The organism is Sphingomonas sp. CCH15-F11, assembly GCF_001557005.1.
Lineage (GTDB): Bacteria > Pseudomonadota > Alphaproteobacteria > Sphingomonadales > Sphingomonadaceae > Sphingomonas.
Genome location: NZ_LSKG01000134.1, coordinates 49,857 through 74,746 on the forward strand (window position 1 = coordinate 49,857; position 24,890 = coordinate 74,746).

At 68.5% G+C, this 24,890-nt stretch carries 28 protein-coding genes; 16 read left to right on the forward strand and 12 right to left on the reverse strand.

All coding sequences use genetic code 11. From position 1 onward, the window contains the following. Window positions 1–16: 16 nt before the first annotated feature. Window positions 17–1,354 (reverse strand): glutamate--tRNA ligase, encoded by a 1,338-nt coding sequence (gene gltX / locus AX709_RS13020; protein ID WP_066549880.1) that lies wholly within the window; start codon window positions 1,352–1,354, stop codon window positions 17–19. A gap of 266 nt (window positions 1,355–1,620) precedes the next feature. Here gltX and AX709_RS13025 point away from each other — a divergent pair, with 266 nt between their 5' ends. After that, on the forward strand, window positions 1,621–2,556 hold the full coding sequence (locus AX709_RS13025; protein ID WP_066480713.1) for a ribose-phosphate pyrophosphokinase: 936 nt from the start codon (window positions 1,621–1,623) through the stop codon (window positions 2,554–2,556). On the opposite strand, the gene AX709_RS13030 is transcribed toward AX709_RS13025, so the two are convergent. Next, window positions 2,553–2,936: a hypothetical protein gene (locus AX709_RS13030; RefSeq protein ID WP_066549882.1), complete on the reverse strand. Its 384-nt coding sequence runs from the start codon at window positions 2,934–2,936 to the stop codon at window positions 2,553–2,555. The genes AX709_RS13025 and AX709_RS13030 overlap by 4 nt on opposite strands. Then, on the reverse strand, window positions 2,933–3,463 hold the full coding sequence (locus AX709_RS13035; RefSeq protein ID WP_066549883.1) for a sterol desaturase family protein: 531 nt from the start codon (window positions 3,461–3,463) through the stop codon (window positions 2,933–2,935). Before AX709_RS13035 ends, AX709_RS13030 begins: the two co-directional genes overlap by 4 nt. 55 nt (window positions 3,464–3,518) lie before the next feature. On the opposite strand from AX709_RS13035, the gene AX709_RS13040 reads away from it, so the two are divergent. The 8 genes from AX709_RS13040 to AX709_RS13075 all read left to right on the forward strand — a co-directional run bounded on the left by AX709_RS13040 (window position 3,519) and on the right by AX709_RS13075 (window position 9,329). Beyond that, window positions 3,519–3,821, forward strand: coding sequence for a hypothetical protein (locus AX709_RS13040; RefSeq protein ID WP_066480707.1), 303 nt, complete (start codon window positions 3,519–3,521; stop codon window positions 3,819–3,821). Between the two features lie 110 nt (window positions 3,822–3,931). After that, window positions 3,932–5,131, forward strand: coding sequence for an ADP-forming succinate--CoA ligase subunit beta (sucC, locus tag AX709_RS13045; protein WP_066549886.1), 1,200 nt, complete (start codon window positions 3,932–3,934; stop codon window positions 5,129–5,131). A gap of 9 nt (window positions 5,132–5,140) precedes the next feature. Continuing rightward, a complete protein-coding gene (locus AX709_RS13050) occupies window positions 5,141–5,383 on the forward strand; it encodes a hypothetical protein (protein ID WP_066549890.1) in 243 nt (80 codons plus the stop codon). A 48-nt stretch (window positions 5,384–5,431) separates the two neighbouring features. Further along, complete coding sequence (locus tag AX709_RS13055; protein ID WP_066549891.1) at window positions 5,432–6,181, forward strand: electron transfer flavoprotein subunit beta/FixA family protein; 750 nt, start codon at window positions 5,432–5,434, stop codon at window positions 6,179–6,181. Continuing rightward, entirely contained in the window at window positions 6,178–7,107 is a 930-nt protein-coding gene (locus AX709_RS13060) for an electron transfer flavoprotein subunit alpha/FixB family protein (protein ID WP_066549898.1), read from the forward strand. The genes AX709_RS13055 and AX709_RS13060 overlap by 4 nt, the downstream gene beginning before the upstream one ends. After that, a complete protein-coding gene (locus AX709_RS13065; protein WP_066549899.1) occupies window positions 7,104–7,814 on the forward strand; it encodes a phytanoyl-CoA dioxygenase family protein in 711 nt (236 codons plus the stop codon). Before AX709_RS13060 ends, AX709_RS13065 begins: the two co-directional genes overlap by 4 nt. Next, the gene (locus AX709_RS13070) at window positions 7,811–8,308 is read left to right on the forward strand and encodes a DUF427 domain-containing protein (RefSeq protein WP_066549901.1); all 498 of its coding nucleotides are present in this window, start codon (window positions 7,811–7,813) and stop codon (window positions 8,306–8,308) included. Before AX709_RS13065 ends, AX709_RS13070 begins: the two co-directional genes overlap by 4 nt. A gap of 25 nt (window positions 8,309–8,333) precedes the next feature. After that, window positions 8,334–9,329 carry a carbon-nitrogen hydrolase family protein gene (locus tag AX709_RS13075; RefSeq protein ID WP_082731777.1) on the forward strand — a complete coding sequence of 332 codons (996 nt, stop codon included), beginning with the start codon at window positions 8,334–8,336 and terminating at the stop codon, window positions 9,327–9,329. A gap of 40 nt (window positions 9,330–9,369) precedes the next feature. On the opposite strand, the gene AX709_RS13080 is transcribed toward AX709_RS13075, so the two are convergent. After that, entirely contained in the window at window positions 9,370–10,374 is a 1,005-nt protein-coding gene (locus tag AX709_RS13080) for a histone deacetylase family protein (RefSeq protein WP_066549903.1), read from the reverse strand. Window positions 10,375–10,378: 4 nt separating this feature from the next. Further along, complete coding sequence (nhaA, locus tag AX709_RS13085) at window positions 10,379–11,623, reverse strand: Na+/H+ antiporter NhaA (RefSeq protein WP_066549980.1); 1,245 nt, start codon at window positions 11,621–11,623, stop codon at window positions 10,379–10,381. A 79-nt stretch (window positions 11,624–11,702) separates the two neighbouring features. On the opposite strand from nhaA, the gene AX709_RS13090 reads away from it, so the two are divergent. After that, the gene (locus AX709_RS13090) at window positions 11,703–13,187 is read left to right on the forward strand and encodes a DUF389 domain-containing protein (protein ID WP_231727525.1); all 1,485 of its coding nucleotides are present in this window, start codon (window positions 11,703–11,705) and stop codon (window positions 13,185–13,187) included. A 53-nt stretch (window positions 13,188–13,240) separates the two neighbouring features. Here the strand turns inward: AX709_RS13090 and AX709_RS13095 are convergent, their stop codons facing one another. Then, complete coding sequence (locus AX709_RS13095; protein ID WP_066549909.1) at window positions 13,241–14,836, reverse strand: lysine--tRNA ligase; 1,596 nt, start codon at window positions 14,834–14,836, stop codon at window positions 13,241–13,243. A gap of 212 nt (window positions 14,837–15,048) precedes the next feature. Then, window positions 15,049–16,059: a hypothetical protein gene (locus tag AX709_RS13100; protein ID WP_156454267.1), complete on the reverse strand. Its 1,011-nt coding sequence runs from the start codon at window positions 16,057–16,059 to the stop codon at window positions 15,049–15,051. A 100-nt stretch (window positions 16,060–16,159) separates the two neighbouring features. Between AX709_RS13100 and AX709_RS13105 the strand changes: the two genes are divergently transcribed. From AX709_RS13105 to AX709_RS13120, 5 genes are all read left to right on the forward strand, one after another. Then, window positions 16,160–16,483, forward strand: coding sequence for an excalibur calcium-binding domain-containing protein (locus AX709_RS13105; RefSeq protein ID WP_066549913.1), 324 nt, complete (start codon window positions 16,160–16,162; stop codon window positions 16,481–16,483). 96 nt (window positions 16,484–16,579) lie between these two features. Further along, on the forward strand, window positions 16,580–17,116 hold the full coding sequence (locus AX709_RS13110; RefSeq protein WP_066549917.1) for a TPM domain-containing protein: 537 nt from the start codon (window positions 16,580–16,582) through the stop codon (window positions 17,114–17,116). Window positions 17,117–17,150: 34 nt separating this feature from the next. After that, entirely contained in the window at window positions 17,151–17,687 is a 537-nt protein-coding gene (locus AX709_RS18675; protein ID WP_156454269.1) for a hypothetical protein, read from the forward strand. A gap of 116 nt (window positions 17,688–17,803) precedes the next feature. Next, the gene (locus AX709_RS13115) at window positions 17,804–20,500 is read left to right on the forward strand and encodes an ATP-dependent DNA helicase (RefSeq protein ID WP_066549919.1); all 2,697 of its coding nucleotides are present in this window, start codon (window positions 17,804–17,806) and stop codon (window positions 20,498–20,500) included. Between the two features lie 10 nt (window positions 20,501–20,510). Continuing rightward, on the forward strand, window positions 20,511–21,050 hold the full coding sequence (locus AX709_RS13120) for a SixA phosphatase family protein (RefSeq protein ID WP_066480689.1): 540 nt from the start codon (window positions 20,511–20,513) through the stop codon (window positions 21,048–21,050). Here the strand turns inward: AX709_RS13120 and AX709_RS13125 are convergent. The 5 genes from AX709_RS13125 to rpmF all read right to left on the reverse strand — a co-directional run bounded on the left by AX709_RS13125 (window position 21,041) and on the right by rpmF (window position 24,021). Next, on the reverse strand, window positions 21,041–21,385 hold the full coding sequence (locus AX709_RS13125) for a MerR family transcriptional regulator (protein WP_066480687.1): 345 nt from the start codon (window positions 21,383–21,385) through the stop codon (window positions 21,041–21,043). The genes AX709_RS13120 and AX709_RS13125 overlap by 10 nt on opposite strands. A gap of 5 nt (window positions 21,386–21,390) precedes the next feature. Continuing rightward, complete coding sequence (locus tag AX709_RS13130) at window positions 21,391–21,690, reverse strand: integration host factor subunit alpha (RefSeq protein WP_066480686.1); 300 nt, start codon at window positions 21,688–21,690, stop codon at window positions 21,391–21,393. 95 nt (window positions 21,691–21,785) lie between these two features. Continuing rightward, entirely contained in the window at window positions 21,786–22,754 is a 969-nt protein-coding gene (locus tag AX709_RS13135) for a beta-ketoacyl-ACP synthase III (protein ID WP_066480684.1), read from the reverse strand. 11 nt (window positions 22,755–22,765) lie between these two features. Continuing rightward, on the reverse strand, window positions 22,766–23,797 hold the full coding sequence (gene plsX / locus AX709_RS13140) for a phosphate acyltransferase PlsX (protein WP_066549922.1): 1,032 nt from the start codon (window positions 23,795–23,797) through the stop codon (window positions 22,766–22,768). Between the two features lie 44 nt (window positions 23,798–23,841). After that, window positions 23,842–24,021, reverse strand: coding sequence for a 50S ribosomal protein L32 (gene rpmF / locus AX709_RS13145; RefSeq protein ID WP_066480682.1), 180 nt, complete (start codon window positions 24,019–24,021; stop codon window positions 23,842–23,844). Window positions 24,022–24,236: 215 nt separating this feature from the next. Here rpmF and AX709_RS13150 point away from each other — a divergent pair, with 215 nt between their 5' ends. Next, entirely contained in the window at window positions 24,237–24,635 is a 399-nt protein-coding gene (locus AX709_RS13150; RefSeq protein WP_066549925.1) for an MAPEG family protein, read from the forward strand. The last annotated feature ends 255 nt before the right edge of the window (window positions 24,636–24,890 follow it).

Below are 24,890 nucleotides of genomic sequence, written 5' to 3' on the forward strand. Positions count from 1 at the left end.
CGGCCGTACGCCGGGTCTAGCCGGCGGCGGCGGCGAGCCGCGCGATCGCGCGGTCACGACCGATCAGCGGTAGCAATTCGGCCATGTCCGGGCCGTGTTCGCGCCCGGTCAGTGCCAGGCGCAGCGGCAGGAACAGCGCGCGCCCCTTGCGCTCGGTTGCCGCCTTCAGCCCGGCGGTGAGCGCCGCCCAGGGCGCGTTCGACCAGTCGATCTCTCCCGCCATTTTGGCGGCGCGGCGAAGAAAGTCGCGGTCCGTTTCAGCCACCGCGCCGATCGCCGGCGCCGATTCGATCACGCGCCACCAGTCGGCGGCGTCGGCCACCCTTTCCAGATTGGGGCGGATCGCCTGCCACGCGGCCGCGTCCATCCCGTCGGGCAACCGATGACGGACGGCGGCATAGTCGAGCTGATGGATCAGCCGGGCGTTGAGCTGCGCCAGCTCCGCCTCGTCGAAGCGCGCGGGCGCACGTCCGAAGTGCGACAGGTCGAACTGCTCCGCCAGCGCCTCTGCACTGGCAAAGGGCCGGACCGGATCGCTGGTGCCAATCCGCGCGAGCAGCGACAGGATCGCCATCGGTTCGATGCCGTCCAGCCGGAACTGGTCGCAGCCCAGCGAGCCCAGCCGCTTGGACAATTTGCCCTCCGCGCCGGTCAGCAGCGCGACATGCGCAAAGCGCGGGGGCGCGGCGCCCAGCGCGGCGAACATCTGCAGCTGCGCGGCGGTGTTGGTCACGTGATCCTCGCCGCGCACCACGTCGGTGATGCCCATGTCGATGTCGTCGATCACCGAGGGGAGCAGGTAGAGCCACGACCCGTCGGCGCGGCGGACCACCGGATCGCTCATCAGCGCGGGGTCGAAACGCTGCGGCCCGCGCACGCCGTCATCCCAGACGATCGGGCCGTCATGATTCATCCGGAAACGCCAGTGCGGACGCAGGCCCTCGCCCTCCAGCCGCGCGCGATCGGCATCGCTCAGCTTCAGCGCGGCGCGATCATAGACGGGCGGCAGCCCGCGCCCGAGCTGCACCTTGCGCTTGAGGTCGAGTTCCTCGGGCGTTTCATAGGCGGGATAGACGTGCCCGGCCGCCGCGAGCTCGCGGAACCGCCGCTCGTAAAGCGCGAAGCGATCCGACTGACGCACTTCGGCATCCGGACGCATGCCCAGCCAGGCCAGGTCGTCGCGGATCGCCACGACATGGCCCTCGCGCGACCGTTCGGCGTCGGTATCGTCGATGCGCAGCAGAAAGCGCCCGCCCGCACGGCGCGCCGCCATCCAGTTGAGCAGCGCGGTGCGCAGGTTGCCGACATGCAGCTGCCCGGTCGGGCTGGGCGCGAAACGCGTGATGATCGTCATGGGCGTGCGCTCTATGCCGCAGGCGTCCGCGCGGCAATTCGCAATTCAGCGCGCCGGGTGCGCAGTCCGTTCGCAGACCCGCCGCCCTCGGCCTTCCCTTGTTCTGTCCCACCTTCGTCACCCCGGCACGAGTCCGGGGTGACGAGGAGATACAGGTCGGGGCTTTGCGTGCCAAGCAAGGTCGCTCCCTGCCGCGCCCCCTTCCCGTCGCGTGAAAGCACGCTAAAGGGAGCGCAGACCCCAAACTGTCATGGAGACGCGTCGGCATGAAGCTGCTGGCCGGCAATTCGAACCCGCCCCTTGCCGAGGCGATCGCGGGCTATCTGGAACTGCCGTTGACCGCGGCCAATGTGCGCCGTTTCGCCGACGAGGAAATCTTCGTCGAAGTGCTGGAAAATGTGCGCGGCGAGGATGTGTTCGTCCTCCAGTCCACCGCCTATCCCGCCAACGACAATCTGATGGAGATGCTGATCATGATCGACGCGCTGAAACGCGCGTCGGCCAAGCGGATCACCGCGGTCATCCCCTATTTCGGCTATGCCCGCCAGGACCGGAAGCCGGGGCCGCGCACCCCGATCTCGGCCAAGCTGGTCGCCAATCTCATCACCGTCGCCGGGGCCGATCGCGTGCTGTCGGTCGACCTCCATGCCGGCCAGATCCAGGGCTTTTTCGACATCCCGACCGACAATCTCTACAGCGCGCCGGTGATGTCCGCCGACATCGAGACGCGCTTCGGCGACAAGAACCTGATGGTCGTCTCTCCCGATGTCGGCGGCGTGGTGCGTGCCCGCGCGCTCGCCAAGCGGCTCGGCAACGCGCCGCTCGCCATCGTCGACAAGCGCCGCGAGCGACCCGGCGAATCGGAGGTGATGAACATCATTGGCGACGTCGCGGGACGGTTCTGCGTCCTGATCGACGACATCGTCGATTCGGCCGGCACGCTCTGCAACGCCGCAGCGGCGCTGAAGGCGGCGGGCGCGGAAGGGGTCGTCGCCTATTGCACGCACGGCGTCCTGTCGGGCGGCGCGGTGGCGCGCGTCGATGCCTCCGCGCTTGAGGAGCTCGTCATCACCGATTCGATCGGCAACCATGCGATCGTCACCGGCGCGCAGCGAATCCGCCATCTGACCATCGCGCCGCTGCTTGCCGAGGCGATCCGCCGCATCGCCGAGGAAGCGTCGGTCTCCAGCCTGTTCGATTAGCCGCGGCTGGCGGTCAGCCGCAGCAGCACCAGCACGCCCGCCGCCACGAACCCGGTCAACGCCAGCACGGCATAGGTCAGCGTTTCCAGCAGGCGCGCGATCCGCTCGATCGCGCCGTCGCGTGCGGCACCCGACATCGCGACGGGCCGCTCGCCCGGCGGCGTCGGCGCTGCACCTTCGTCGCCGGCACGCCCGTCGGTCAGCAGTGGCGCGTCGGGTGCGGAGGGTACCGGCATCGACACGCTGTTGTCGGCGGCCCCTTCCCCGGCACCGACGGGTGTCGTCGCCGACAGCGACGCGATCGCCTGGATCAACGCAAAGGTGGCGAGCCCGCTGACGATCAGGAACAGCGTGCGCCCCAGCCAGTCGGCGATGCTCACGCCTCGACTTCGTCCAGCACCGCCGGGTTGACGCGCACCGGCGCGCGCACACCCGCGAGGCCACGCCGCTTCAGCTCGGCCTTCAGCGCCTCGGGCTTCGGCGCCCACAGGAATCCGAAGCTGACCGTGCCGTGCTTGGTCTCAACCGCATGGTGCAGCCGGTGGGCGGAGATGATCCGCTTCATATAGGCTGACTTCGGCAGATAGCGGTGGTTCAGCCGACGATGGACGATGATGTCGTGAAAGCCGAGATAGATCGCGCCATAGCCCGCGATTCCCGCACCGACCCACAGCGTCCATTCCGGCCAGCCGGCATAGACGCCGCCCACTAGCAGCGTGATCGACGGGGTCGCGAACAGCACGAAATACAGGTCGTTCAGCTCCCAATTGCCGGTGCGCGGGCGGTGATGGCTTTCGTGCAGGAACCAGCCCGGCCCGTGCATCAGCCAGCGATGCGCCACATAGGCGAACCCCTCCATGCCCAGGATGGTCGCGACGAAGATAAGAAGGCCGGTTGCGAGCTGCATGAGCGCGATATAGCGATGCCGTCCGATGAACGCGAGACGTCCTGAAGCCCGGGTGATGCGTGTTGCCACGCTTGCGGCCGCGTTGCTCGCCCTGACCGGCTGTGCCGTCCCGGAGGCCCGGCTGCGCAGCGGGCTGCAACGCGCCGGGGTACGGCCGGCGCTCGCCGCCTGCATGGCCGAACGGATGGTCGACCGGCTGTCGCTCGCCCAGCTCGCGCGGCTCGGCGACCTGCCCGACGCCGACGAGTCGCGCGATGTCGGCGAATTTCTTCGCCGGGTGCGCGCATTGCGCGACCCCGAAATCCTTGCCGTTACGTCAAGCTCGGCGGCGCTGTGCGCCACCGGCATCGCGCGCTGATCGGGCCGGCGGACGCACGCGCCTTTCCCCCTGCACGGGTTTGATTCACGCCCGCCACTGTGCTTTAGGCCACCGCAATCACCCGCGCTGATCGAGGAAGGCCGCACCCCATGAACATCCATGAATATCAGGCCAAGGAACTGCTGGCGAAGTTCGGTGTGCCCGTGCCCGCCGGTCATGCCGCGATGAGCGTCGAGGAAGCCGTCGCGGCATCGAAGAAGCTGCCGGGGCCGCTTTATGTGGTGAAGGCCCAGATCCATGCCGGTGGGCGCGGCAAGGGCAAGTTCAAGGAATTGCCGCCCGAGGCCAAGGGTGGCGTCCGCCTCGCCCGCACCGAGGACGAGGTGCGCGCGGCAGCGAGCGAGATGCTCGGCAACACGCTGGTCACGATCCAGACGGGCGAGGCCGGCAAGCAGGTCAACCGCCTCTACGTCACCGACGGCGTCGACATCGATCGCGAATTCTACCTCGCGCTCCTCGTCAACCGCGCCAGCGGCCGGATCGGCATGGTCGTTTCGACCGAGGGCGGCATGGACATCGAAACCGTCGCCCATGACACGCCGGAAAAGATCCACACGATCGACATCGATCCCGCGACCGGCTTCATGCCGCATCACGGCCGCGCCGTCGCCGCCGCGCTCGGCCTGACCGACGATCTCGCCAAGCAGGCCGCGTCGACCGCATCGAAGCTCTACGACGCGTTTCTGGGCACCGACGCCGCGCAGATCGAGATCAACCCGCTCGCGGTCACCAAGGACGGCAAGCTGATGGTGCTCGATGCCAAGGTCGGCTTCGATTCGAACGCGATGTTCCGCCACAAGGACCTGATGGACCTGCGCGACGAGACCGAGGAGGACCCGGCGGAGCTCGAAGCATCGAAATACGACCTCGCCTATATCAAGCTCGACGGCGACATCGGCTGCATGGTCAACGGCGCGGGCCTCGCCATGGCGACGATGGACATCATCAAGCTCAACGGCATGTTCCCGGCCAACTTCCTCGACGTCGGCGGCGGCGCATCGAAGGAGAAGGTGACGGCCGCGTTCAAGATCATCCTGAGCGATCCGGCGGTGAAGGGCATCCTGGTCAACATCTTCGGCGGCATCATGCGTTGCGACATCATCGCCGAAGGGATCGTCGCCGCGGCCAAGGAAGTGAACCTGTCGGTCCCGCTGGTCGTCCGCCTCGAAGGCACCAATGTCGAACAGGGCAAGGCGATCCTGGCCAATTCGGGCCTGGCAATCGTGCCCGCCAACGACCTGGGCGATGCGGCACAGAAGATCGTGGCGGAAGTGAAGCGGGCGGCGTAAAGAACGCGCATGATCGAAAATGTCGAGAACCTGATCCGTGAACCTCTGAGGCGCTTTCAGGCGACGCTGGAGCGGATCGAGCGCGACTTGCGCGAGCTGACGACGCGGCCGACGGAAACGCACACGTTGGTGCTGGGCCTGCGGCGCGATCAGGTGAACGACGCCGAGCTTGCAGCGTACCTTCAAGTGCAGCTTGGCACCGTCAAGGATCGGCTCGACCGGATCGAGCGCAGGCTCGATCTGGCGAACTGACCTCCGCCCTCCCCAGGAGCGGTTCAAGAAACTGTAGAGAGAATGCCGATGAAAATCCTCGTCCCCGTCAAGCGCGTGCTTGACTATAACGTAAAGCCCCGCGTGAAGGCCGACGGCACCGGCGTCGACCTCGCCAACGTCAAGATGAGCATGAACCCCTTCGACGAGATCGCGGTCGAGGAAGCCATCCGCCTGAAGGAAAAGGGCGTGGCGACCGAGATCGTCGTGGTGTCCGTGGGCGAGGCCAAGGCCCAGGAAACGCTGCGCACCGCGCTCGCCATGGGTGCGGACCGCGCGATCCTGGTCACGCATGACGGCCCGGTCGAGCCGCTGGGCGTCGCCAAGCTGCTCGCCAAGATCGCGGCCGAGGAGGCGCCCGGCCTGATCATCCTGGGCAAGCAGGCGATCGACGACGACAACAACCAGACCGGCCAGATGCTGGGCGCGCTGCTCGGCTGGGCGCAGGGCACCTTTGCCAGCAAGGTCGAGGTCAGCGGTGAGACCGTCGCCGTCACGCGCGAGATCGACGGTGGCCTCGAAACCGTATCGCTCAAGCTGCCGGCGATCATTACCACCGACTTGCGGCTCAACGAACCGCGCTATGCCTCGCTGCCCAACATCATGAAGGCGAAGTCCAAGCCGCTCGCGCAGAAGACCCCGGCCGATTACGGCGTCGACCTGACCCCGCGGCTGACCGTCGTGTCGGTCGCCGAGCCGCCCAAGCGCCAGGCAGGCGTCAAGGTTGCCGATGTCGATGAGCTGGTGACGAAGCTGAAGGCGATGGGAGTGGCGAAGTGAAGACTCTGGTTCTGGTCGAACATGACGGTCAGTCCGTCAAGGATGCCACGCTCGCCGCGGTGACCGCTGCGGGCAAGCTGGGCGAGGTCCATCTGCTCGTCGCGGGCGAAAATGTCGGCGCGGTTGCCGGCGAAGCCGCGAAGATCGCGGGCGTTGGCAAGGTGCATGTCGCCGACGATGCGGCCTTTGGCCATGGGCTGGCGGAAAACGTCGCGCCGCTCGCCGCCGAGCTGATGGGCCATCACGACGTGTTCGTGGCCCCCGCCACCACCAGCGGCAAGAACATCGCGCCGCGCGTCGCCGCGCTGCTCGACGTCATGCAGATCTCCGAAATCCTGTCGGTCGAGGGGCCCGACACCTTCACCCGCCCGATCTATGCCGGCGCGGCGATCGCGACGGTCAAGTCGTCGGACGCCAAGAAGGTTATCACCGTGCGCGGCACCGCGTTCGACAAGGCCGCGCGCGAAGGCGGCAGCGCGGAGATCGAGAATGTCGCCTCCACCGGCGACAAGGGCCTGTCGAACTTCGTCTCCGCCGAGCTCGCCCAGTCGGCGCGGCCCGAGCTGACCAGCGCCAAGGTGATCGTCTCGGGCGGTCGCGCGCTGGGGTCGGAAGAGCAGTTCCACGCGCTGATCGATCCGCTCGCCGACAAGCTCGGCGCCGGCGTCGGCGCCAGCCGCGCGGCGGTCGACGCGGGCTATGCCCCCAACGACTATCAGGTCGGCCAGACCGGCAAGATCGTCGCCCCCGAAGTCTATGTCGCGGTCGGCATTTCGGGTGCGATCCAGCATCTGGCCGGCATGAAGGATTCAAAGACGATCGTCGCGATCAACAAGGACGAGGACGCCCCGATCTTCCAGGTCGCGGACCTCGGTCTGGTCGGCGACCTGTTCAAGCTCGTCCCGGAGCTGACGGAGAAGCTGTGATTGAAATCGTGAGTGCCGACGCGCTCACCTTCGATCGCGATGGGGCGGTGCGACATTCTCGCGCCGCCCTTTCGATTCTCCGTCACCTCGCGCACCTTGCCAGCCAGCTTCCGCAGGACTGCGCGGGCACGCGGATCGCAAAGGTGCCGCTGCTCGCGACCTTGATCCAGCCGGGCGGCGTCGCTGACGGGATCGCGAAAGCCTATCTCGGCCGCGGGGCCAGACCGGTTCGCGCGATCCTGTTCGACAAAACCGCGCGGCAGAACTGGGCGCTCGGATGGCATCAGGACCGGACGATCTGGGTTCAGTCCCGGCATGACAAATCCGGCTTCGGGCCCTGGACCGTCAAGCAGGGACTGGTCCATGTCGAACCGCCCTTCGCACTCATCGAACGGATGATCACGATGCGTCTCCACCTCGATCCTGTCCCGGTCGACAACGCGCCGCTGCTGATCGCACCGGGCTCACATCGGCTGGGTCGGATTGCCGAGCGCGACATAGACGGGGTCGTTGCGCGATGCGGCGCGCACGCCTGCCTCGCCGAACCTGGCGATATCTGGGTCTATGCGACGCCCATTCTGCATGCGTCGCATCCCGCACAGGGCGCGCGGCGGCGAGTGCTCCAACTCGACTATTCGACCGATCGGCTGCCCGCGCCGCTGCAATGGGGCATGTCCGGCACCGAACATGATCGTGCCGCCACATGAACCGCCCGACCCCCGACCCCGTCGGCCCGGGCCAGGAAAGCGTATGGGATTATCCCCGTCCGCCAATCGTCGCGCCGGCGCGCGGGCATGTGGTCATCCAACATCGCGGCGTGACCGTCGCCGATACCCGCGCGGCGCTGCGCACGCTGGAGACCAGCCACCCGCCGACCTACTACCTGCCGCCCGACAGCGTTGCGCCGGGCCTGCTGCGCACCGCGCCGGGGTCGAGTTTCTGCGAGTGGAAGGGCTGGGCACGCTATTTCGACCTGGTGTTGCCCGACGAAACGGTTGCCGGCGTGGCATGGAGCTATCCCGATCCGACGCGCGGCTTTGCGGCATTGCGCGATCACCTCGCCTTCTACGCCGCGCCGCTCGACGCGGTGACGATCGACGGCGAGCAGGTGACCCCCCAGCCCGGCGGTTTTTATGGTGGCTGGATCACCCGCAACCTCGCCGGCCCGTTCAAGGGCGTGCCGGGCAGCCGCTTCTGGTGAACGGGCGGCACCGTGAATTCCCCTGATGTCGCGCGCGGCGGGCTGCTATGCGACGCGAGCCACACACCATGACCGTAGGAGACGAGCAATCCCCACGCACCGCATCGCCGTCGTCCAGGCAGGCAGTACCCTGTTCGACACCCCCGCCACGCTCGACCGCATGGCGCGGCATGTCGCTGCGCTGAAGGACGCGGGGGTCGAGCTTGCCGTCTTCCCGGAAGCCTATGTCGGCGGGTATCCCAAGGGGCTCGATTTCGGTGCGCGGGTCGGGTCGCGGACCCCGTCGGGCCGCGATGATTTCGCGCGCTATCATGCCGCGGCGATCGACGTTCCCGGACCGGAAACCGCGCGGATCGGCGAAATGGCGGCCGCCGCCGGGCTGACGCTCGTCACCGGCGTCATCGAGCGCGACGGGGGAACGCTTTATTGCACCGCGCTCACCTTCGGCCCCGACGGCACGCTGATCGCCCGCCACCGCAAGCTGATGCCGACCGCCAGCGAGCGGCTGATCTGGGGTCAGGGCGACGGATCGACGCTGCCGGTGGTCGACACGCAGGTGGGTCGCGTCGCGGCCGCGATCTGCTGGGAAAACTACATGCCCGCGCTCCGCCAATATTATCACGCCGCGGGCGTCCAGTTCTATTGTGCGCCGACCGTCGACGATCGCGACATGTGGCCCGTGTCGATGCGCCACATCGCCTATGAAGGCCGCTGTTTCGTGCTCAGCGCCTGCCAGTTCATGACCCGCGCCGATGCCCCCGCCGATTATGCGTGCATCCAGGGCGATGACCCCGCAACCGTGCTGATCCGCGGCGGCAGCATGATCGTCTCGCCGTTGGGGGAGGTCCTGGCCGGCCCGGTCTATGGCGCGGAGGCGGTACTGGTCGCCGATATCGACCCGGGCGACATCGCGCGCGGCAAGTACGACCTCGACGTTGCCGGCCATTATGCGCGGCCCGACATCTTCGAATTGCGTGTGGACACCCGCGCCCGCCCGCCGGTGCGAGCAACCGACGGATAGCCGCGCGGTCGGGGGTGTTTCAGCGGGGCTGAAAACGAGTCTAGAACCCGCTCAGGAAGCTCGCGACGTTCGCGCCCAGCGCGTCGACGGCATAGCCGCCCTCCATCACGATCACCGTCGGCCACCCGCACGCGGCGATGTCGCGTGCGATCGGGGCATAGTCGGCGGTGGCCAGCCGGAAGTGGCTGATCGGATCGCCGATGAAGGTGTCGGCACCAAAGCTCACGACCAGGAGCCCCGGCGCGAAACGGGCGATCGCGTCGAGCGCGGTCGCCTGCGCCGCGCGGAAAGCGTCGATCCCGGTCCCCTGGGGCAGCGGCAGGTTGAGCGTCGCGCCTTCGCCCGCCCCAGCGCCGACTTCATCGGCATGGCCCCAGAAGAACGGATAGTCGGTCGCCGGATCGGCATGGACGCTCGCGTAGAAGATGTCGCCGCGCTCCCAGAAAATGTCCTGGGTGCCGTTGCCGTGGTGATAGTCGATGTCGAGGAGCGCGACGCGCGCCACCCCTGCGTCGCGCGCGGCTTGGGCGGCGACCGCGGCGTGGTTCAGGTAGCAATAGCCGCCGCAATAATCCGCACCCGCATGGTGGCCGGGCGGACGCGACAGGGCAAAGGCCGTGCGCTCGCCCGCCAGCACCGCGTCGAGCGCCGACAAGGCCGACTGGGTCGCGCCATAGCTGGCGGCATAGGTCGCCGCCATGATCGGGGTCGACGCATCGAAGCTGAACTGGCCGATCCGCGCATCGATGCGGCTCAGCTTCAGCGGCCGACGGCCGACCACCGGCCAGACATAGCCGATCACATCGCCGCCGCGCCCCGCCGCCGCCCACTCGGCCGCCGCACCCTGCAGGAAATCCAGATAGTCGCCGCCATGCACCGCGCGGATCGCGTCGTCGCCATGATCGACCGGCGGTGCTGCCCCGCCGATTGCATCCAGGATGGCGCGGGCACGCGCGGGAACCTCGGCATAGGGCGTCCAGCCGCCATTGTGCAGTTCCTGCACGGGCGCGTGGGCAAGCTGGGCGGGATCAAAGAAGGCGCGCATGCGATCAGAGCCCCGCCACTTCGCGCAATGCTGCTTCCTGCTTGGCTGCGCGCTCGGCCGCGGTGTCCGCGCCGCGCAGGATCAGGTAGCCCGCGACCGCCGACAGGATCGACCCGAGCAGCACGCCGATCTTGACCTCGTCGATCAGCAGTTCGTTGCCGGGAAAGGCGAGGCCGCCGATGAACAGGCTCATCGTGAAACCGATGCCGGCCAGCATCGCGACGCCATAAATCTGGGTCCAGCTGGCCCCGCCCGGACGTTCGGCGATGCCCAGCTTCACCGCGCCCCAGATCGCCGCGAAAATCCCGAACTGCTTGCCCAGGAACAGGCCGAGCAGCACCGCGAGCGGCAGCGGTTCGAGGATGATCGCGGGGCTCAGTCCGGAAAGCGAGACCCCGGCATTGGCAAAGCCGAACACGGGGACGACGAGATAGGCGACCCAGCCGTGCAGCGCATGCTCCAGCCGGTGGAGCGGCGACTCATGCGCGTCGGGCGTGCCGGGCGTCTTGACGATCGGGATCATCATCGCGGTCAGCACGCCCGCGATCGTCGCGTGGACGCCCGACAGGAAGACGAAGTACCACAGGACCAAGCCGAGCAGCAGATAGGGCCAGAGCCGCAGCACGTTCGACTTGTTGAGCGCGTACATCACCGCCATCACCACCGCCGCGCCGAGCAGCGCCAGCGATTTCAACCCCGCCGTATAGGCAAGCGCGATGATCAGCACCGCGCCCATGTCGTCGACGATCGCGACCGTGGTCAGGAACAGCTTGAGCGACGCGGGGGCGCGCTTGCCCAGGATCGCGAGCACGCCGATGGCGAACGCGATGTCGGTCGCCGCCGGGATCGCCCAGCCCTGCGCCAGCGCCGCGTCGCCGCGGGTCACCGCCAGATAGACCAGCGCGGGCACGACCATGCCGGCGGCCGCCGCGATGAAGGGCAGGCGGCGGCGCTCCCAGGTGGCGAGCCGCCCGTCAACGAACTCGCGCTTGATCTCGAGCCCGACGAGCAGGAAGAACACCGCCATCAGCGCGTCGTTGACCCACAGGTGGATGGTCATCGGCCCGTATTTCGGACTGATCACCGGCCCGGTTTCCAGGTGGAGCAGGTGGAAATACGCTTCCGACATCGCGTCCAGATTGGCGATCACCATCGCCAGCGCCGCCGCCGCGATCAGGATGATCCCGCCGGCCGCCTCGCTTTTCAGGAACTGACGCAATGCCGAATTGCCGCCCCGGCGTGCCGTCATCCCGCTTCCCCCGTCCATTGCCTTGTCGGACCCTCGTAGATGCTGGCCCCGGTCGAGAAAACCCCTTACCGAGCGCAGGATGGAGTTGCCCCACATGGTCGCCCGGCTCAACCCGATGTTCCGTTGGTGGCTCGACCATGTCGTGACCAGCGTCGACCACAACCGCGTCATGGACCGGGTGCGCGACGATGCGGGGTGGAGCGGCCGATACGCCTTCATGGTGCTGATGTCGGCGGGCATCGCGGTGCTCGGGCTGCTGCTGTCGTCGCCGGCGGTGGTGATCGGCGCGATGCTGATCTCGCCGCTGATGGGGCCGATCATCGGGCTGGGCTTCGGCCTGGCCACCTTCGATTCGGACGAGATCCGGACTTCGGCGAGTGCGCTGGCGCTCGGCACGGTGCTCGCGATCCTGTTCACCGCCGCGCTCGTCCTCATCTCGCCGCTCCAGAACGTGACCGACGAGATCGCGGCGCGGACCCGGCCCAACCTGTTCGATCTGATGGTCGCGTTGTTTTCCGCGCTCGCGGGTGCCTATGCGATGGTGCGCGGCCGCGAGGGCACGGTGGTGGGCGTGGCGATCGCCACCGCGTTGATGCCGCCGCTCGCGGTCGTCGGCTTCGGCCTGGCGACGACCAACTGGACGGTGTTCGGCGGCGCGCTGCTGCTGTTCCTCACCAACCTGATGACGATCGCGCTCGCCGCCGCGGTGATGGCGCGGCTCTATGGCTTCGGCTCGCACCTGACGCCGCAGCACACCCTGTTGCAGACGGTGCTGGTCATCGGCAGCTTCGTCGCGCTGGCGATCCCGCTCGGGCTGTCGCTGCGCCAGATCGCTTGGGAGACCGCGTCGTCACGGACCGCGCGCGAGGTCGTTGCGGCGCAATTCGCCGGCGACGCGCGGCTGAGCCAGATCGAGATCAACTATGCCCGCGATCCGATCAGCGTCGCCGCCGTGGTGCTGACCCCCAAGATCGAGCCGCAGGCCGAGCGCGCGGCGGCGGCGCGGCTGACCGAGCTGCTCGACCGGCCGGTGCGCGTCAGCCTGGAACAATATCGCGTCGGCACCAGCGCGCAGGCGGAGGCCGCGCAGATCGCGGCGGCGCGCGGCGGGCCGGCCGGGGCCGCGGGGGACCGCGTCACCCAGCGCATCGTTGCCCAGCTGGCGGTCGCCGCCGGCGTGGCGAGCGACCAGATCCTGGTCGATCCGGCCAATCACCGCATCCTCGTCAACGCGACCCCGTTGCCCGGCGCGACGATGGCGGCCTATCGCACGCTGGAGGCGCGCGTCGGCAGCGGCGCCAGCGGCTGGTCGGTCGAGCTCGTGCCGCCGATGGTCGCGCTGGGGCCCGTCGGCTTTGACGGCGACGAACCCGATACGGCGGGTGCAGATGCGATCGCCACCGCGATCTGGGCGGGGCAGCGGCTGAAGCTGCCCGTCACCGTCACTGGCCCAGCCGAGCCCGCCGGGCTGGTCGCCGAGCGGCTGACCGCGGCGGGGGTCGTCGCGACGGTCGAGCCGGCGGGCGGCGAGGTGCGGCTCGCCTGGGCGCTGCCGGAGGAGTGAGCCGGTCCTGATAAATCCGTCACCCGGGTCGAGCCCGGGGCTACGAACAGGGTTCAGCCGTCCGCGCCCGCTTTCGCCAGCGCGTCGGCGATCAGCTTGCGGCTGTTCTCGATACCGTAGAGCGCGATGAAGCTGCCCATGCGCGGGCCCTGCGCACTGCCGAGCAGCGTTTCATAGAGCGCGCGGAACCAGTCGCGGAGATTGTCGAACCCGGCGGTCTTGCCGATCTCGTACACCTCGTTCTGGATCGCTTCGGCATCGGCACCGGCGGGCAGCGCGGCGAGCACCGCGTCGAGACGGCGCAGCGCCTCGATCTCGACTCCTTCGGGCGCGCGGCGGACCAGGGTGGGGGCGACGACATCGCGGTTATAGGCAAGCGCCCGGTCGATCAGCGCGTCGAGCGCGGGATGGCTCTCCGGCGTCGCATCGGCGACATAGTTGCCGAGATAACCCCACACCTGCGCACGCGTCGCCGCCGCACCCATCACCCCGACCAGGTTGAGCAGCAGGCCGAACGTCACCGGCAGTCCGGCGACCGGCGGCGGGCCGTTGTGGATGTGGTGGACCGGATTGCCGAGCCGTTGTTCGACCGGCTGGTCGGCATAGTTGCCCGCGAACTGCCAATAGTCGTCGACCGCACGCGGGATGACGCCCATGTGCAGCGCCTTCGCCTTTTTCGGCTCGCGATAGATGTAGAAGGCCAGGCTTTCGTCGGTGCCATAGGTCAGCCATTGGTCGAGGCTGAGCCCGTTGCCCTTGGACTTCGAGATCTTCTCGCCTTTCTCGTCCAGGAACATCTCGTAATTGAAGCCCTCGGGCGGGCGGCCGCCGAGCACGCGGGCGATCTTGCCCGACTGAATGACCGAATCGATCAGGTCCTTGCCCGCCATTTCGTAATCGACGCCGAGCGCCACCCAGCGCATCGCCCAGTCGACCTTCCATTGCAGCTTGGCCCCGCCCGACAGGATCGACTGCTCGATCACGTCGCCGTCGTCGGTGAAGCGCACGATCCCCGCGTCGGCGTCGACGACCTCGACCGGGACCTGGAGCACCACGCCCGACTTCGGGCTGATCGGCAGGACGGGCGAATAGGTCGCCCGGCGCTCGGCGCGCAGCGTCGGCAGCACCACGTCCATGATCGCCTGATAGTGGCGCAGCACCGCGCGCAGCGCGTCGTCGAAGCGGCCGGACATGTAGTAATCGGTCGAGGACGCGAAGACATAGTCGAAGCCGAAGCGGTCGAGAAATTCGCGCAGCATGGCATTATTGTGCGCAGCAAAACTTTCGAACCGGCCGAACGGGTCGGGCACCCGTGTCAGCGGATGTCCCAGATATTGCTGCAGCATTTCGGGGTTGGGGACATTGTCGGGCACCTTGCGCAGGCCGTCCATATCGTCGGAAAAGGCGATCAGCCGGGTGGGCTGATCCGACAGCGTTTCAAATGCCCGCCGCACCATCGTTGTGCGCAGCACTTCGTTGAAGGTGCCGATATGCGGCAGTCCCGAGGGGCCATAGCCGGTTTCGAACAGCACCGGCGCAGCGCCAGGCTTGCCTTCGGGATAACGCTTCAACAGCTTGCGCGCTTCCTCATAGGGCCAGGCCTTGGACTCGAGGGCGGCGGCGCGCAGCGCGGGATCAATCTTGGTCATGATGCGATGCCCTTGGCGCGAAGCGACGCGAATCGCAAATCCGGGTGTGCGGGCGGATGCGCCGGGGCAAGCGAAGTTGCGGAAGTTGCGGGCTGTGACAGCTTTTGCACCCCCCGCGCCGCGGGCCGTGCGGGAAGGCGGCGGGGCAGGCGTTTGGCGGTGCGCATGACGCGACGCTGGCATGCCGCGCGGATGCAGGACAGCCGGTCCGGTCAGCAGGCGGGCGTCGGCGAAGCGCCCGGCGGCGGCGCATCGCCCAGTGCGCGCATCAGCAACTGGCCGAGCGACAGCGGGTCGCCGCGATAGGCGTCGCGCCAGTCGGGCGCGAAGCGATCGAGCATCTCCGCCTCCGTCGCGCCGAGCGCGTAGAAGGCACCGCGTTTCCAGATGCCCAGCCCCTGCGCGCGCGCGGATTTCAGGCTGGCCACCAGCGAGAGGTGACGTTCGCGCGCCGCCCGGCGCAGTTTGGGCGACCCCGCCCCCGCCACCCGCGCGAACTGAAGCTCGGTCCAGCGCGCCACCCCCTCCTGCCCCAGCTGGAATTCGAGATAGCAGCGGTCGCGGGCATCAAGGCGGCCAGTCACCTCGCCCCTTTCAGCGGCATAGGCCGTGGCGGCCGCGCGCGCGGCATCGGGCGTCGTCGCGGACAGAAATTCCCCGGCCAGATCGTTCAGCCGGGCAAAGCCCGCCGCCACCGCCGGATCGGCGTAGGGAAAGGGATGATCGAGCATCCACGCCGCATCGGACGCCGTGCCGCGCAGGCGTGCGTCGGCGCGGTCGCGCGCGGCGGCAAAGCCCGGCAGAACCTGCTGATACTGGTGGAACTGCTCGTGCAGCAGGGTGAGCAGCCAATCGGTCCGGGTGCGGCCCGTGGCCCTGGGCAGGCCGATGACGACCAGCGGCACGCCGTCCTCGTCCAGCGTGGCCTCGCTATCGACATCATAGCGGCGCGGACGGACCTGCATCGCACAGCCGCTGACGGCATCGTCGCCGATCGCGATGAAACCCGGTGTGGGCGCCGCACAGAACAGCGTCTCGCGCGCTGCCTCGACCAGCAGGATACGTTGCGGCGCGCGCGACAGGCCGAGCCACACCGCGTCGCCGTGCCGCGCGATGAGGAGGCGCGCATCGCGGATGATGGCGCGCACGTCGCGCGGCGGCGGCGGCTCAGCGGGCGGCGGTGCGAACCAGGCGAGCGTGAGCATGAGAGCAAGGTGGATCAAGTCAACTCCCCTGATTGGCAGGCTCGCCCGAACGGCAGGCCGCGCGAGCGACACCGCGCCTGCAATCCTTCCTTAAGCACCATCGCCGCATGTTGCGAGAATGAGCGCGAAGTTCGCCGCCCTGACCGCGATCCTGTCCACGCTGACCTTTGGCGGGGTGTGGATCGGCATGGGCCAATTCAGCGGCCCCGGTGCTGCCGTCACCGCATCAACGGCCGAAGCGTCGGCGGCCATCGAACAGTCGGTCTATTATGCCGGCTGCAATTCGGTCCGCGCGGCGGGTGCCGCCCCGCTCCATCGCGGCACGCCCGGCTATCGTGAGGAAATGGACGGCGACGGCGACGGGGTGGCGTGCGAACCCCATCGCGATGGCGATGGTGGTGGCTATGGTGGACGGCGCGGGCGGCGCGGACGGCGGCGCTGAGCGGTAGCGAGCTCGCCCAGATTGATGGCGCTGCAAGTTTGTTCATTCAGGATCGATCGGATTGCCGAAACGATCAGACCGCGGCAACGCGTGTGTATGAGACGGCCCGCCCTGCTGCTGACGGTGTTTGTCGCTGCTTGCTCGAACGCGCAGCCGCACGACCAGTCGCAGGCGCAGATTGACCCGCCGAGCTCCGTCGCCAAGGCGCGACTCCCGCTGACGGGGCGTGTGACGGATGCCGCCGGCATCATCGATTCGCGGATGGAGTCGGCACTCACCGAACGGCTGGCCGCGCTCGAACGGGCAACCGGCCATCAGATGGTGGTCGTGACCGTCACCTCGCTCCACGGACAGGATGTCGCCGATTTTACGCGCGACCTGGGAAATGCGTGGGGCATCGGCCGCAGGAACCATGACGACGGCGTGGTCGTCCTGATCGCACCGAATGAACGACAGGTCCGGATTGCGGTCGCGCGCGGTTTGGAGAAAACGCTGCCTGATGCGCTTTGCAAGGCCATCGTCGACGCGCAGATGCTGCCACACTTTCGTGCCGGCCAACTGCAACGCGGGATTGAGGCGGGGGTCAGCGTATTGATCCAGACGCTGATGAAAACGACGAGAACTCGGCCGTAAATCGAATATCGGAAAAGCCATTCGATCGACATTTTTGGCGAAGGCGCCGTTGCAAAGAAGTGCCACCTGCATCAATCAAACTTATATGAAAGCATACGGCATTTTCCCGCTGATTGAGATCGCTGGAGATAACGACCTCCAAGTGGGGAAATGCGTCTCGATGATCTCCGACTTGGTTTGCCGCTCCCTCCGAGCAGGAGGCGATACATTCCACGTCGCCATCGATTGGCGCGATCCGAATGGCAAGGCTTGGAGCATCTGCACCGAGGGGGTTGCTCAGCCGCATATTGTTCAGCTTCGCTCGAACGATGAACTGCTCGATCTTGTTCGCCAATCTAGCGACCCGTTTTCGGGAAGAGGCGCGCACATCATTCGATCCATGGCGACCTGCCGTGCAGCAACGTTTGGATACGACGGCCAAGTATTTCTCTGCTTGCGGCATGAGGACAGCGTACCGACATCTCCAGATCCAAAGTTGATCGAAGTTGTTGAACGACCCGAGTTGTTAAGCGACGCCGACTATTTCGACGGTATTATCGTCAGCCCGCTGAATTCTTCAAGCAGCGGGTAGCGGAAAGAGCTGGCCTTCGACAGCTCAGGCCGAACGGCAGTGCGCGGAACAGCATTCCAAAATCGCCAGTTACCACCCCGTTGCCATTTCGTTCCGCAGCGGCGATACCCGCGCGCATGCTCCCCCACCCTTCCCTGCACGCCAGCCATGGCGGCGTCTGGATCGCCGATGGCGACGGCACGCGCGCGATCGGGCGCGGCGAGGCGATCCGGATCGCGGCGGACACCCCGGTCATCCTGCTGAACGCGCCCTTGGTCGCGCAGCGGCTGGGTTATGGCGAGCTGTCGGGGCTGGACGTGCTGGAGCTGTTCGCGTTCCTGCACCCGGCGCGGTTCATGGTGCCGACGCCGCGCGGGCTGGCGCGGACGATCGGGCTGGACGAGCCGGCGGACGATGCCGGCGTGCCGGCGTTGCTGCGCGCAGCGAGCGCGCGGCTGCTGGCGACGTGCGACGGCGACTGGCCGGAGCGCGAGGGCGCGTGGACCGCCGCGCAAAGCCTGGCGCGGCTGCGCTGGCCCTGGGCAGCGCTGGTGACGCAGCGGCTGGCGCGGCCGGACAAGGCGGAGCGCTGGCTGTTTTCCAAACTGCCCGAATGGGACGAATCAGCCCCCCGCCCCGCGCCGCGCACGGTGACGCTGGAAGATGCCGACGTCGCCGCCCGGCTGGCGCGGCTGACCGGCGACGGCGCGGAACAGCGCCCGGGCCAGCGCGCCTATGCAAGTGCCGCGGCGGCCGCGTTCCAGCCGCGCGCGATGCGCGATGCGCCCAACCTGGTGTTGGCCGAGGCCGGGACGGGGATCGGCAAGACATTGGGCTATCTGGCGCCCGCTGGCCTGTGGGCGGAGCAGGCGGGCGGCGCGGTGTGGGTGTCGACCTTTACCAAGGCGCTGCAACGCCAGCTGAACCATGAAGGCGCGAGGCTGATCGCCGATCCGGCGGCGCGGCGGCGGCGGATCGTGACGCGAAAGGGGCGGGAGAATTACTTGTGCCTGCTCAACTTGGAGGATGCGCTGCAGGGCGGGTTTCAGGGGCGCGCCGCGGTGCTGGCGCAGCTGGTCGCGCGCTGGGCCGCCTATAGCGCCGATGGCGACATGGTCGGCGGCGACCTGCCCGGCTGGCTGCCCACCTTGTTCCGCCGCAACGGATCGACCGCGCTGACCGACCGGCGCGGCGAGTGCGTCTATGCCGGCTGCCCGCATTACCGGAAGTGCTTCATCGAACATGCCGCGCGTGCATCCGCACAGGCGGACATCGTCATCGCCAACCACGCGCTCGTCATGGTCAACGCCGCGCGCGGGCGCGAGACGGGGACGCGGCCGACCCGCTATGTCTTCGACGAGGGGCATCACCTGTTCGACGCGGCGGATGCGATGTTCGCGGTGGCGCTGACCGGGGCCGAGACGATCGAGCTGAGGCGGTGGATCATGGGGCCGGAGGGCACGTCGCGCGGGCGCAGGCGCGGGCTGGCGGCGCGATTGTCGGATGTCGCCAGCTATGACGAGGCCGGGGGCGCGGCGATCAACGACGCGGTCGATGCCGCCCGCGCGCTGCCCGGCGAGGGCTGGCTGCAAAGGTTGAGCGAGGGCGCGCCGTTCGGGCCGGTCGAGGCGCTGCTAGGGGCGGTGCGCGGGCTGGTCTATGCGCGCGATACCGGGGCGGCGGACGCGGGCTATGGGCTGGAGACCGAGCTGGCCGAGCCGGATGCGGCATTGGTCGAGGCGGCGGGGCCGGCGGCGGATGCGCTGGATGCGCTGCTCCGCCCGCTGGTCGCGCTCGGGCGGCGACTGGAAGCGGTGCTGGCGGATGCGCCCGACTGGATGGACGCCCCGGCGCGCGCGCGGATCGAAGGCGCGATCGCGTCGCTCGGCTGGCGCGCCGACATGGTCGCGGCCTGGCTGGCGCTGATCGCGCGGATCGGCGGCCCGGCGGACGCGGATTTCGTAGACTGGCTGGCGATCGACCGCATCGAAGGCCGCGAAGTCGATGTCGGGCTGCACCGCCACTGGCTGGACCCCAGCCGACCGTTCGCGCGCACCGTGCTGGAGCCTGCGCATGGCGTGCTGGTCACTTCGGCGACGTTGCGCGCGGGCGGCGACTGGGCGGTCGCGGAGGCGCAGAGCGGGGCCGGCCACCTGATCCGCCCGGCGGCGCGCTTCGAGGCGGCGAGCCCGTTCGACTATGCGACCCAGGCCGAGGTGCTGATCGTCACCGATGTCGCGCGCGGCGACCTGGCGGCGCTGGCCAATGCCTATGGCCGGTTGATCGTCGCGTCAGGGGGCGGGGTGCTGGGTCTGTTCACCGCGATCCGGCGGCTGCGCGGCGTCCATGCCCGCATCGCCGACCGGCTGGCGCGCGAGGGGCTGGCGCTCTACGCCCAGCATGTCGACCCGATCGACACCGGGACCCTGGTGGACATTTTCCGCGACGATCCGCGCGCCAGCCTGATCGGCACCGATGCGCTACGCGACGGGGTTGACGTGCCGGGCCGGTCGCTGCGGCTGGTGGTGATGGAGGGCGTGCCGTGGCCGCGCCCCGGCGTGCTGCACGCCGCGCGGCGGCTAGCGGGCGGCGGGGCAGCCTATGACGACCGCATCGTCCGCGCGCGGCTGGCGCAGGCGTTCGGGCGGCTGATCCGTCGCGCCGACGATTCGGGCGCGTTCATCCTGTTGTCGGCGGCGATGCCGTCGCGGCTGCTGGGTGCCTTTCCCGAGGGTACGCCGGTCCGGCGGGTGACGCTGGAAGAGGCGGTCGCACGCGCGCGGCACCTTTCCACGCGCGCGGCGATCGGGCATGACGCGGAGCAGACCGCCTGACGGGGACTCCATGAAGACGCTTACCCTGCTTCGCCACGCCAAGTCCGGCTGGGACGACCCCGTCGCCCGCGATTTCGACCGGCCGCTGAATGCCAAGGGCGAGCGCGCGGCGACGACGATGGGGCGGCACGTCCGGTCGCTCGGGCTCGGCTTCGACCATGTCGTCGCCTCCCCCGCCCGCCGGGTCGAGGAAACGATCGCGGGGTTCGAGGCGGGTTATGGCGCGACGCTGGGCGCGGTCCCCGACCGGCGCATCTACCTCGCCTCGGCGGTGACGCTGCTCGATCTGGTGCGCGAGCTGCCCGCCGATGTCGAGCGCGCGCTGCTGATCGGGCACAATCCGGGGCTCGAGGACCTGGTGCTCATGCTGGTGCCGGCCAGCGACGACGATGCGCTGCGCGCGCGCGTCGAGGACAAGTTCCCGACCGCCAGCCTGGCCGTGATCGCGTTCGACGGCGCGTGGGCGGACCTGAAGATGAATGGCGGGCGGCTCGAAAACTTCGTCAGGCCGCGCGACCTCGACCCCGCGCTCGGCCCCGATCAGGCCTGATCGGCACCCAGCGCGTCGGCGAGCAGCGCGCGGATCCGGCGCAGCGCGTCGGGCACGGGCTCGGCGGCCGTCGCGGCCCCCCCACGCTCCCCCGCGAGCAGGCGCTGCACCCCGGCGATCGTATAACCTTCCTGACCCAGCAGGCGATGGATGCGGCGGACCAGCGCGACGTCGGCGGGCCGGTAATAGCGACGCTGCCCGGCGCGCTGCATCGGCCGCAGCTGCGGAAAGCGGGTTTCCCAATAGCGCAGCCGATGCTGCGGCAAACCAAGCTCGCGCGCCAGATCGCTGATCGTCACGAAGGCGCCGGGTGTGCTGTCCGACCGGCCGGACACCCCGTTCAGTCGGCGCGCACGATGCGGTCGCGCATCATCTGGCTGGCGCGGAAGGTAAGGACGCGGCGCGGCGCGATCGGCACCTCGACCCCCGTCTTGGGATTGCGGCCGATGCGTTCGCCCTTGTCGCGCAGGATGAAGCTGCCGAAGCCGGAAATCTTCACATTTTCGCCGCGGGCGAGCGCGTCGCACATATGGTCGAGGACCTGTTCGACCAGGCGCGCCGAATCCGCGCGGGACAAACCCATCTGGCGATGGAGCGATTCCGCCAGGTCGGCGCGGGTCAAGGTTCCAACTGTCGACATTCGATGTTCTTTCGTCCCCCCTGTTCAGCCGCGCGGTGTAACACACTGTGGCGCGGGTGCAATATTGGACCATTCCGGAGCTAATTGCCGATGTGCTAGAGTTGGACGACGCTGGCGCCCCAGGTGAAGCCGCCGCCCATCGCCTCCAGCACGATCAGGTGACCCGGCCGGATGCGCCCGTCGCGAATCGCCGCGTCGAGCGCCAGCGGCACCGACGCCGCCGAGGTATTGGCGTGCTGGTCGACGGTGACCACCACCTTTTCCGGGGCGAGGCCCAGCTTGCGCGCGGTCGCATCGAGGATGCGGGCATTGGCCTGATGCGGCACGACCCAGTCGACCCGGTCCGCCGCCATGCCCGCCGCGTCGAGCGCCTCGCTCATCACCGCCGCCAGATTGGTGACGGCATGGCGGAACACCTCGCGCCCCTTCATCCGCAGCTTGCCGACGGTGCCGGTGGTCGACGGTCCGCCATCGACATAGAGCAGCTGGTTGTGGCGCCCGTCGGCGTGCAGCCGGGTGGCGAGCACGCCGCGCGTGCCGTCGCCCTCGTCGGCCTCGAGCACGATCGCGCCCGCCCCGTCGCCGAACAGGACGCAGGTCGCGCGGTCCTCCCAGTCGAGGATGCGGCTGAAGGTTTCCGATCCGATCACCAGCGCGCGCGTCGCCGCGCCGGCGCGGATCATCGAATCGGCCACCTGGAGCGCGTAGAGAAAGCCCGAGCAGACCGCCGCCACGTCGAAGGCGACGCAGTCGTCGATGCCGAGCGCGGCCTGCACCAGCGTGGCGCTGGCCGGAAAGGTCTGGTCGGGCGTGGCGGTGGCGAGCACGATCAGGTCGATGTCGGCGGGTACGCGACCGGCGGCGGCGAGCGCGGTGCGTGCAGCGGCGGTCGCGAGCGTCGAGGTCGTCTCGTCGGCTTCGGCGATGTGGCGGAAACGGATGCCGGTACGCTCGACGATCCATTCGTCGGAGGTATCGACGCGCGCCGCCAGATCGGCATTGCTGACCCGCGTGCGCGGCAGGGCGGAGCCGGTCCCGGTAACGACGGCGCGACGAATGGTCATGTCAGGAACCTTCAGGCAGCCTTGGCTTCGAAATTTCCGAGATCTTCGGCGATCCGGCGCGTGAGGTCGTCGCGCACCATCTTGGCGGCGACGGCGATGGCGTGGGCGACGCCGGCTTCATTGGCGCCGCCATGGCTCTTCACGACCAGGCCGTTGAGCCCCAGAAACACCGCGCCATTGTGGTTGTTGGGATCGAGATGATGGCGAAGCAGGTCGGTCGCCGGACGCGAGATCAGGAACCCGATCTTCGACCGCACCGAGCTCTGGAACGCGCGGCGCAGCAGGTCGGCGACAAAGCGCGCCGTTCCCTCCGCCGTCTTGAGCGCGATATTGCCGGAAAAGCCGTCGCACACCACGACGTCGACTTCGCCGCGCGAGATCCGGTCGCCCTCGATAAAGCCGGCGAAGTGCAGCGGCAGGTGGTTCGCGCCGCGCAGCTGGGCGGCGGCGTCGCGCACCGCATCGGTGCCCTTCAGTTCCTCGGTCCCGATGTTGAGCAGCGCGACGCGCGGATTGTCGAGGTCGAGCGCGGTGCGCGCATAGGCCGCGCCCATGACCGCAAACTGGACGAGGTTGCGGGCGTCGCATTCGGCATTGGCGCCGAGATCGAGCATCACCGTGTCGGTTTCGCCCAGGCTGGGCAGCAGTGCGGCGAGCGCGGGGCGGTCGATGCCGGGCATGGTGCGCAGCGCCAGCTTCGCCATCGCCATCAGCGCGCCGGTATTGCCGCACGAGATGGCGGCATCCGCCTCGCCCCGCTTCACCAGGTCGATCGCGATCCCCATCGACGTGGTACGCGCGCGCCGGATCGCCTGGCTGGGCTTGTCGTCGGCACCGACGGTTTCGGCGGCATGGACGATGCGGACCGCATCAGCCAGTTCGGCATAGGCAGCAAGCCCCCCGGCGACCTGCGCCTCGTCGCCGACCAGGGTGAAGGCGAGCGCCGGATCACGGCGATGTGCGCGGGCGACACCCGCCAGCATGGTCGAAAGCCCCTTGTCGCCGCCCATCGCATCGACGGCGATCCTCGAGCCCCTGGCCATGACGGCGACGTACTCCTGTCCGTGCGCGGGTCCGTGCGCGGGCCTCAGCCCTCGACCGAAACGATTTCCCGGCCGTTATAGTGGCCGCAAGCCATGCACAGATTGTGCGGGCGCTTCAACTCGCCGCAATTCGGGCATTCCTGGAACGACTCGACCGAGAGCGAGTCGTGCGCGCGGCGCATGCCACGGCGGGAGGGCGAGGTCTTTCTCTTCGGAACTGCCATTTCGGCACCTTATCCATCTGCAATCTGGGTGTTCGGGGTCGCGATACGCCACACCCTGGTTCCAGGCAAGCCGCGCCGCAAGCGCGCGGCCCGCCCGACCGGCGGGCTGGCAGGTCACGAAGCGAGCGTGCGCCTATAGCCGATTTCCGCCACGTTGCAAGTATCGCCCGGCCGTGGCAGCCCAGGCGACACCAATATCCGGGGGAGCGCTATACATGGACACCATCATCCTGCCCGTCACGCTGGCGACCGCGGCCGCGGCGGCGCTGATCAACGTCTGGCTGGGCGCGCGGATCATCCGCGTCCGCTTTGCCGAGAAGATCGCGATGGGCGACGGCGGCAATGCGACGATGCAGTGCCGGATGCGCGCCCAGGCGAACTTCATCGAATATACCCCGATCATCGTGATCCTGATCGCGCTGATCGAGCTGGCACTGGGGACGAGCGGGTGGCTGTGGCTGGCCGCGGCAGCCTATATCGGCGCGCGCGTGCTCCATCCTTTCGGCATGGACGGGTGGATGCTGGGGCGCCAGATCGGCACGATCGTGACACTGACCACGACCATCCTGCTGGCCGCGACCGCGCTGGCGATCCCGTTCCTGAGCTTCGGGTGAAGGGCGGCATCGATTAGCGAGCTCTGACCCCCGCGCATCCTGAGAGGCTGACCGGGAAAGGGAGACTTCGACAAAAGTCGGCCATTTTTCCCTCGTCACCCCGGCCTCGAGCCGGGGTCCCGCTGCCTGATCCGGCGCGCGAAGAAGCGGGACCCCGGGTCAAGCCCGGGGTGACGACAAGATTCAAGATCACATCGATGCAATGCGCGCTCCGGGGCAGTCTCCGCTGATGGAGGTCCGAAGCGCTTCTCTCAA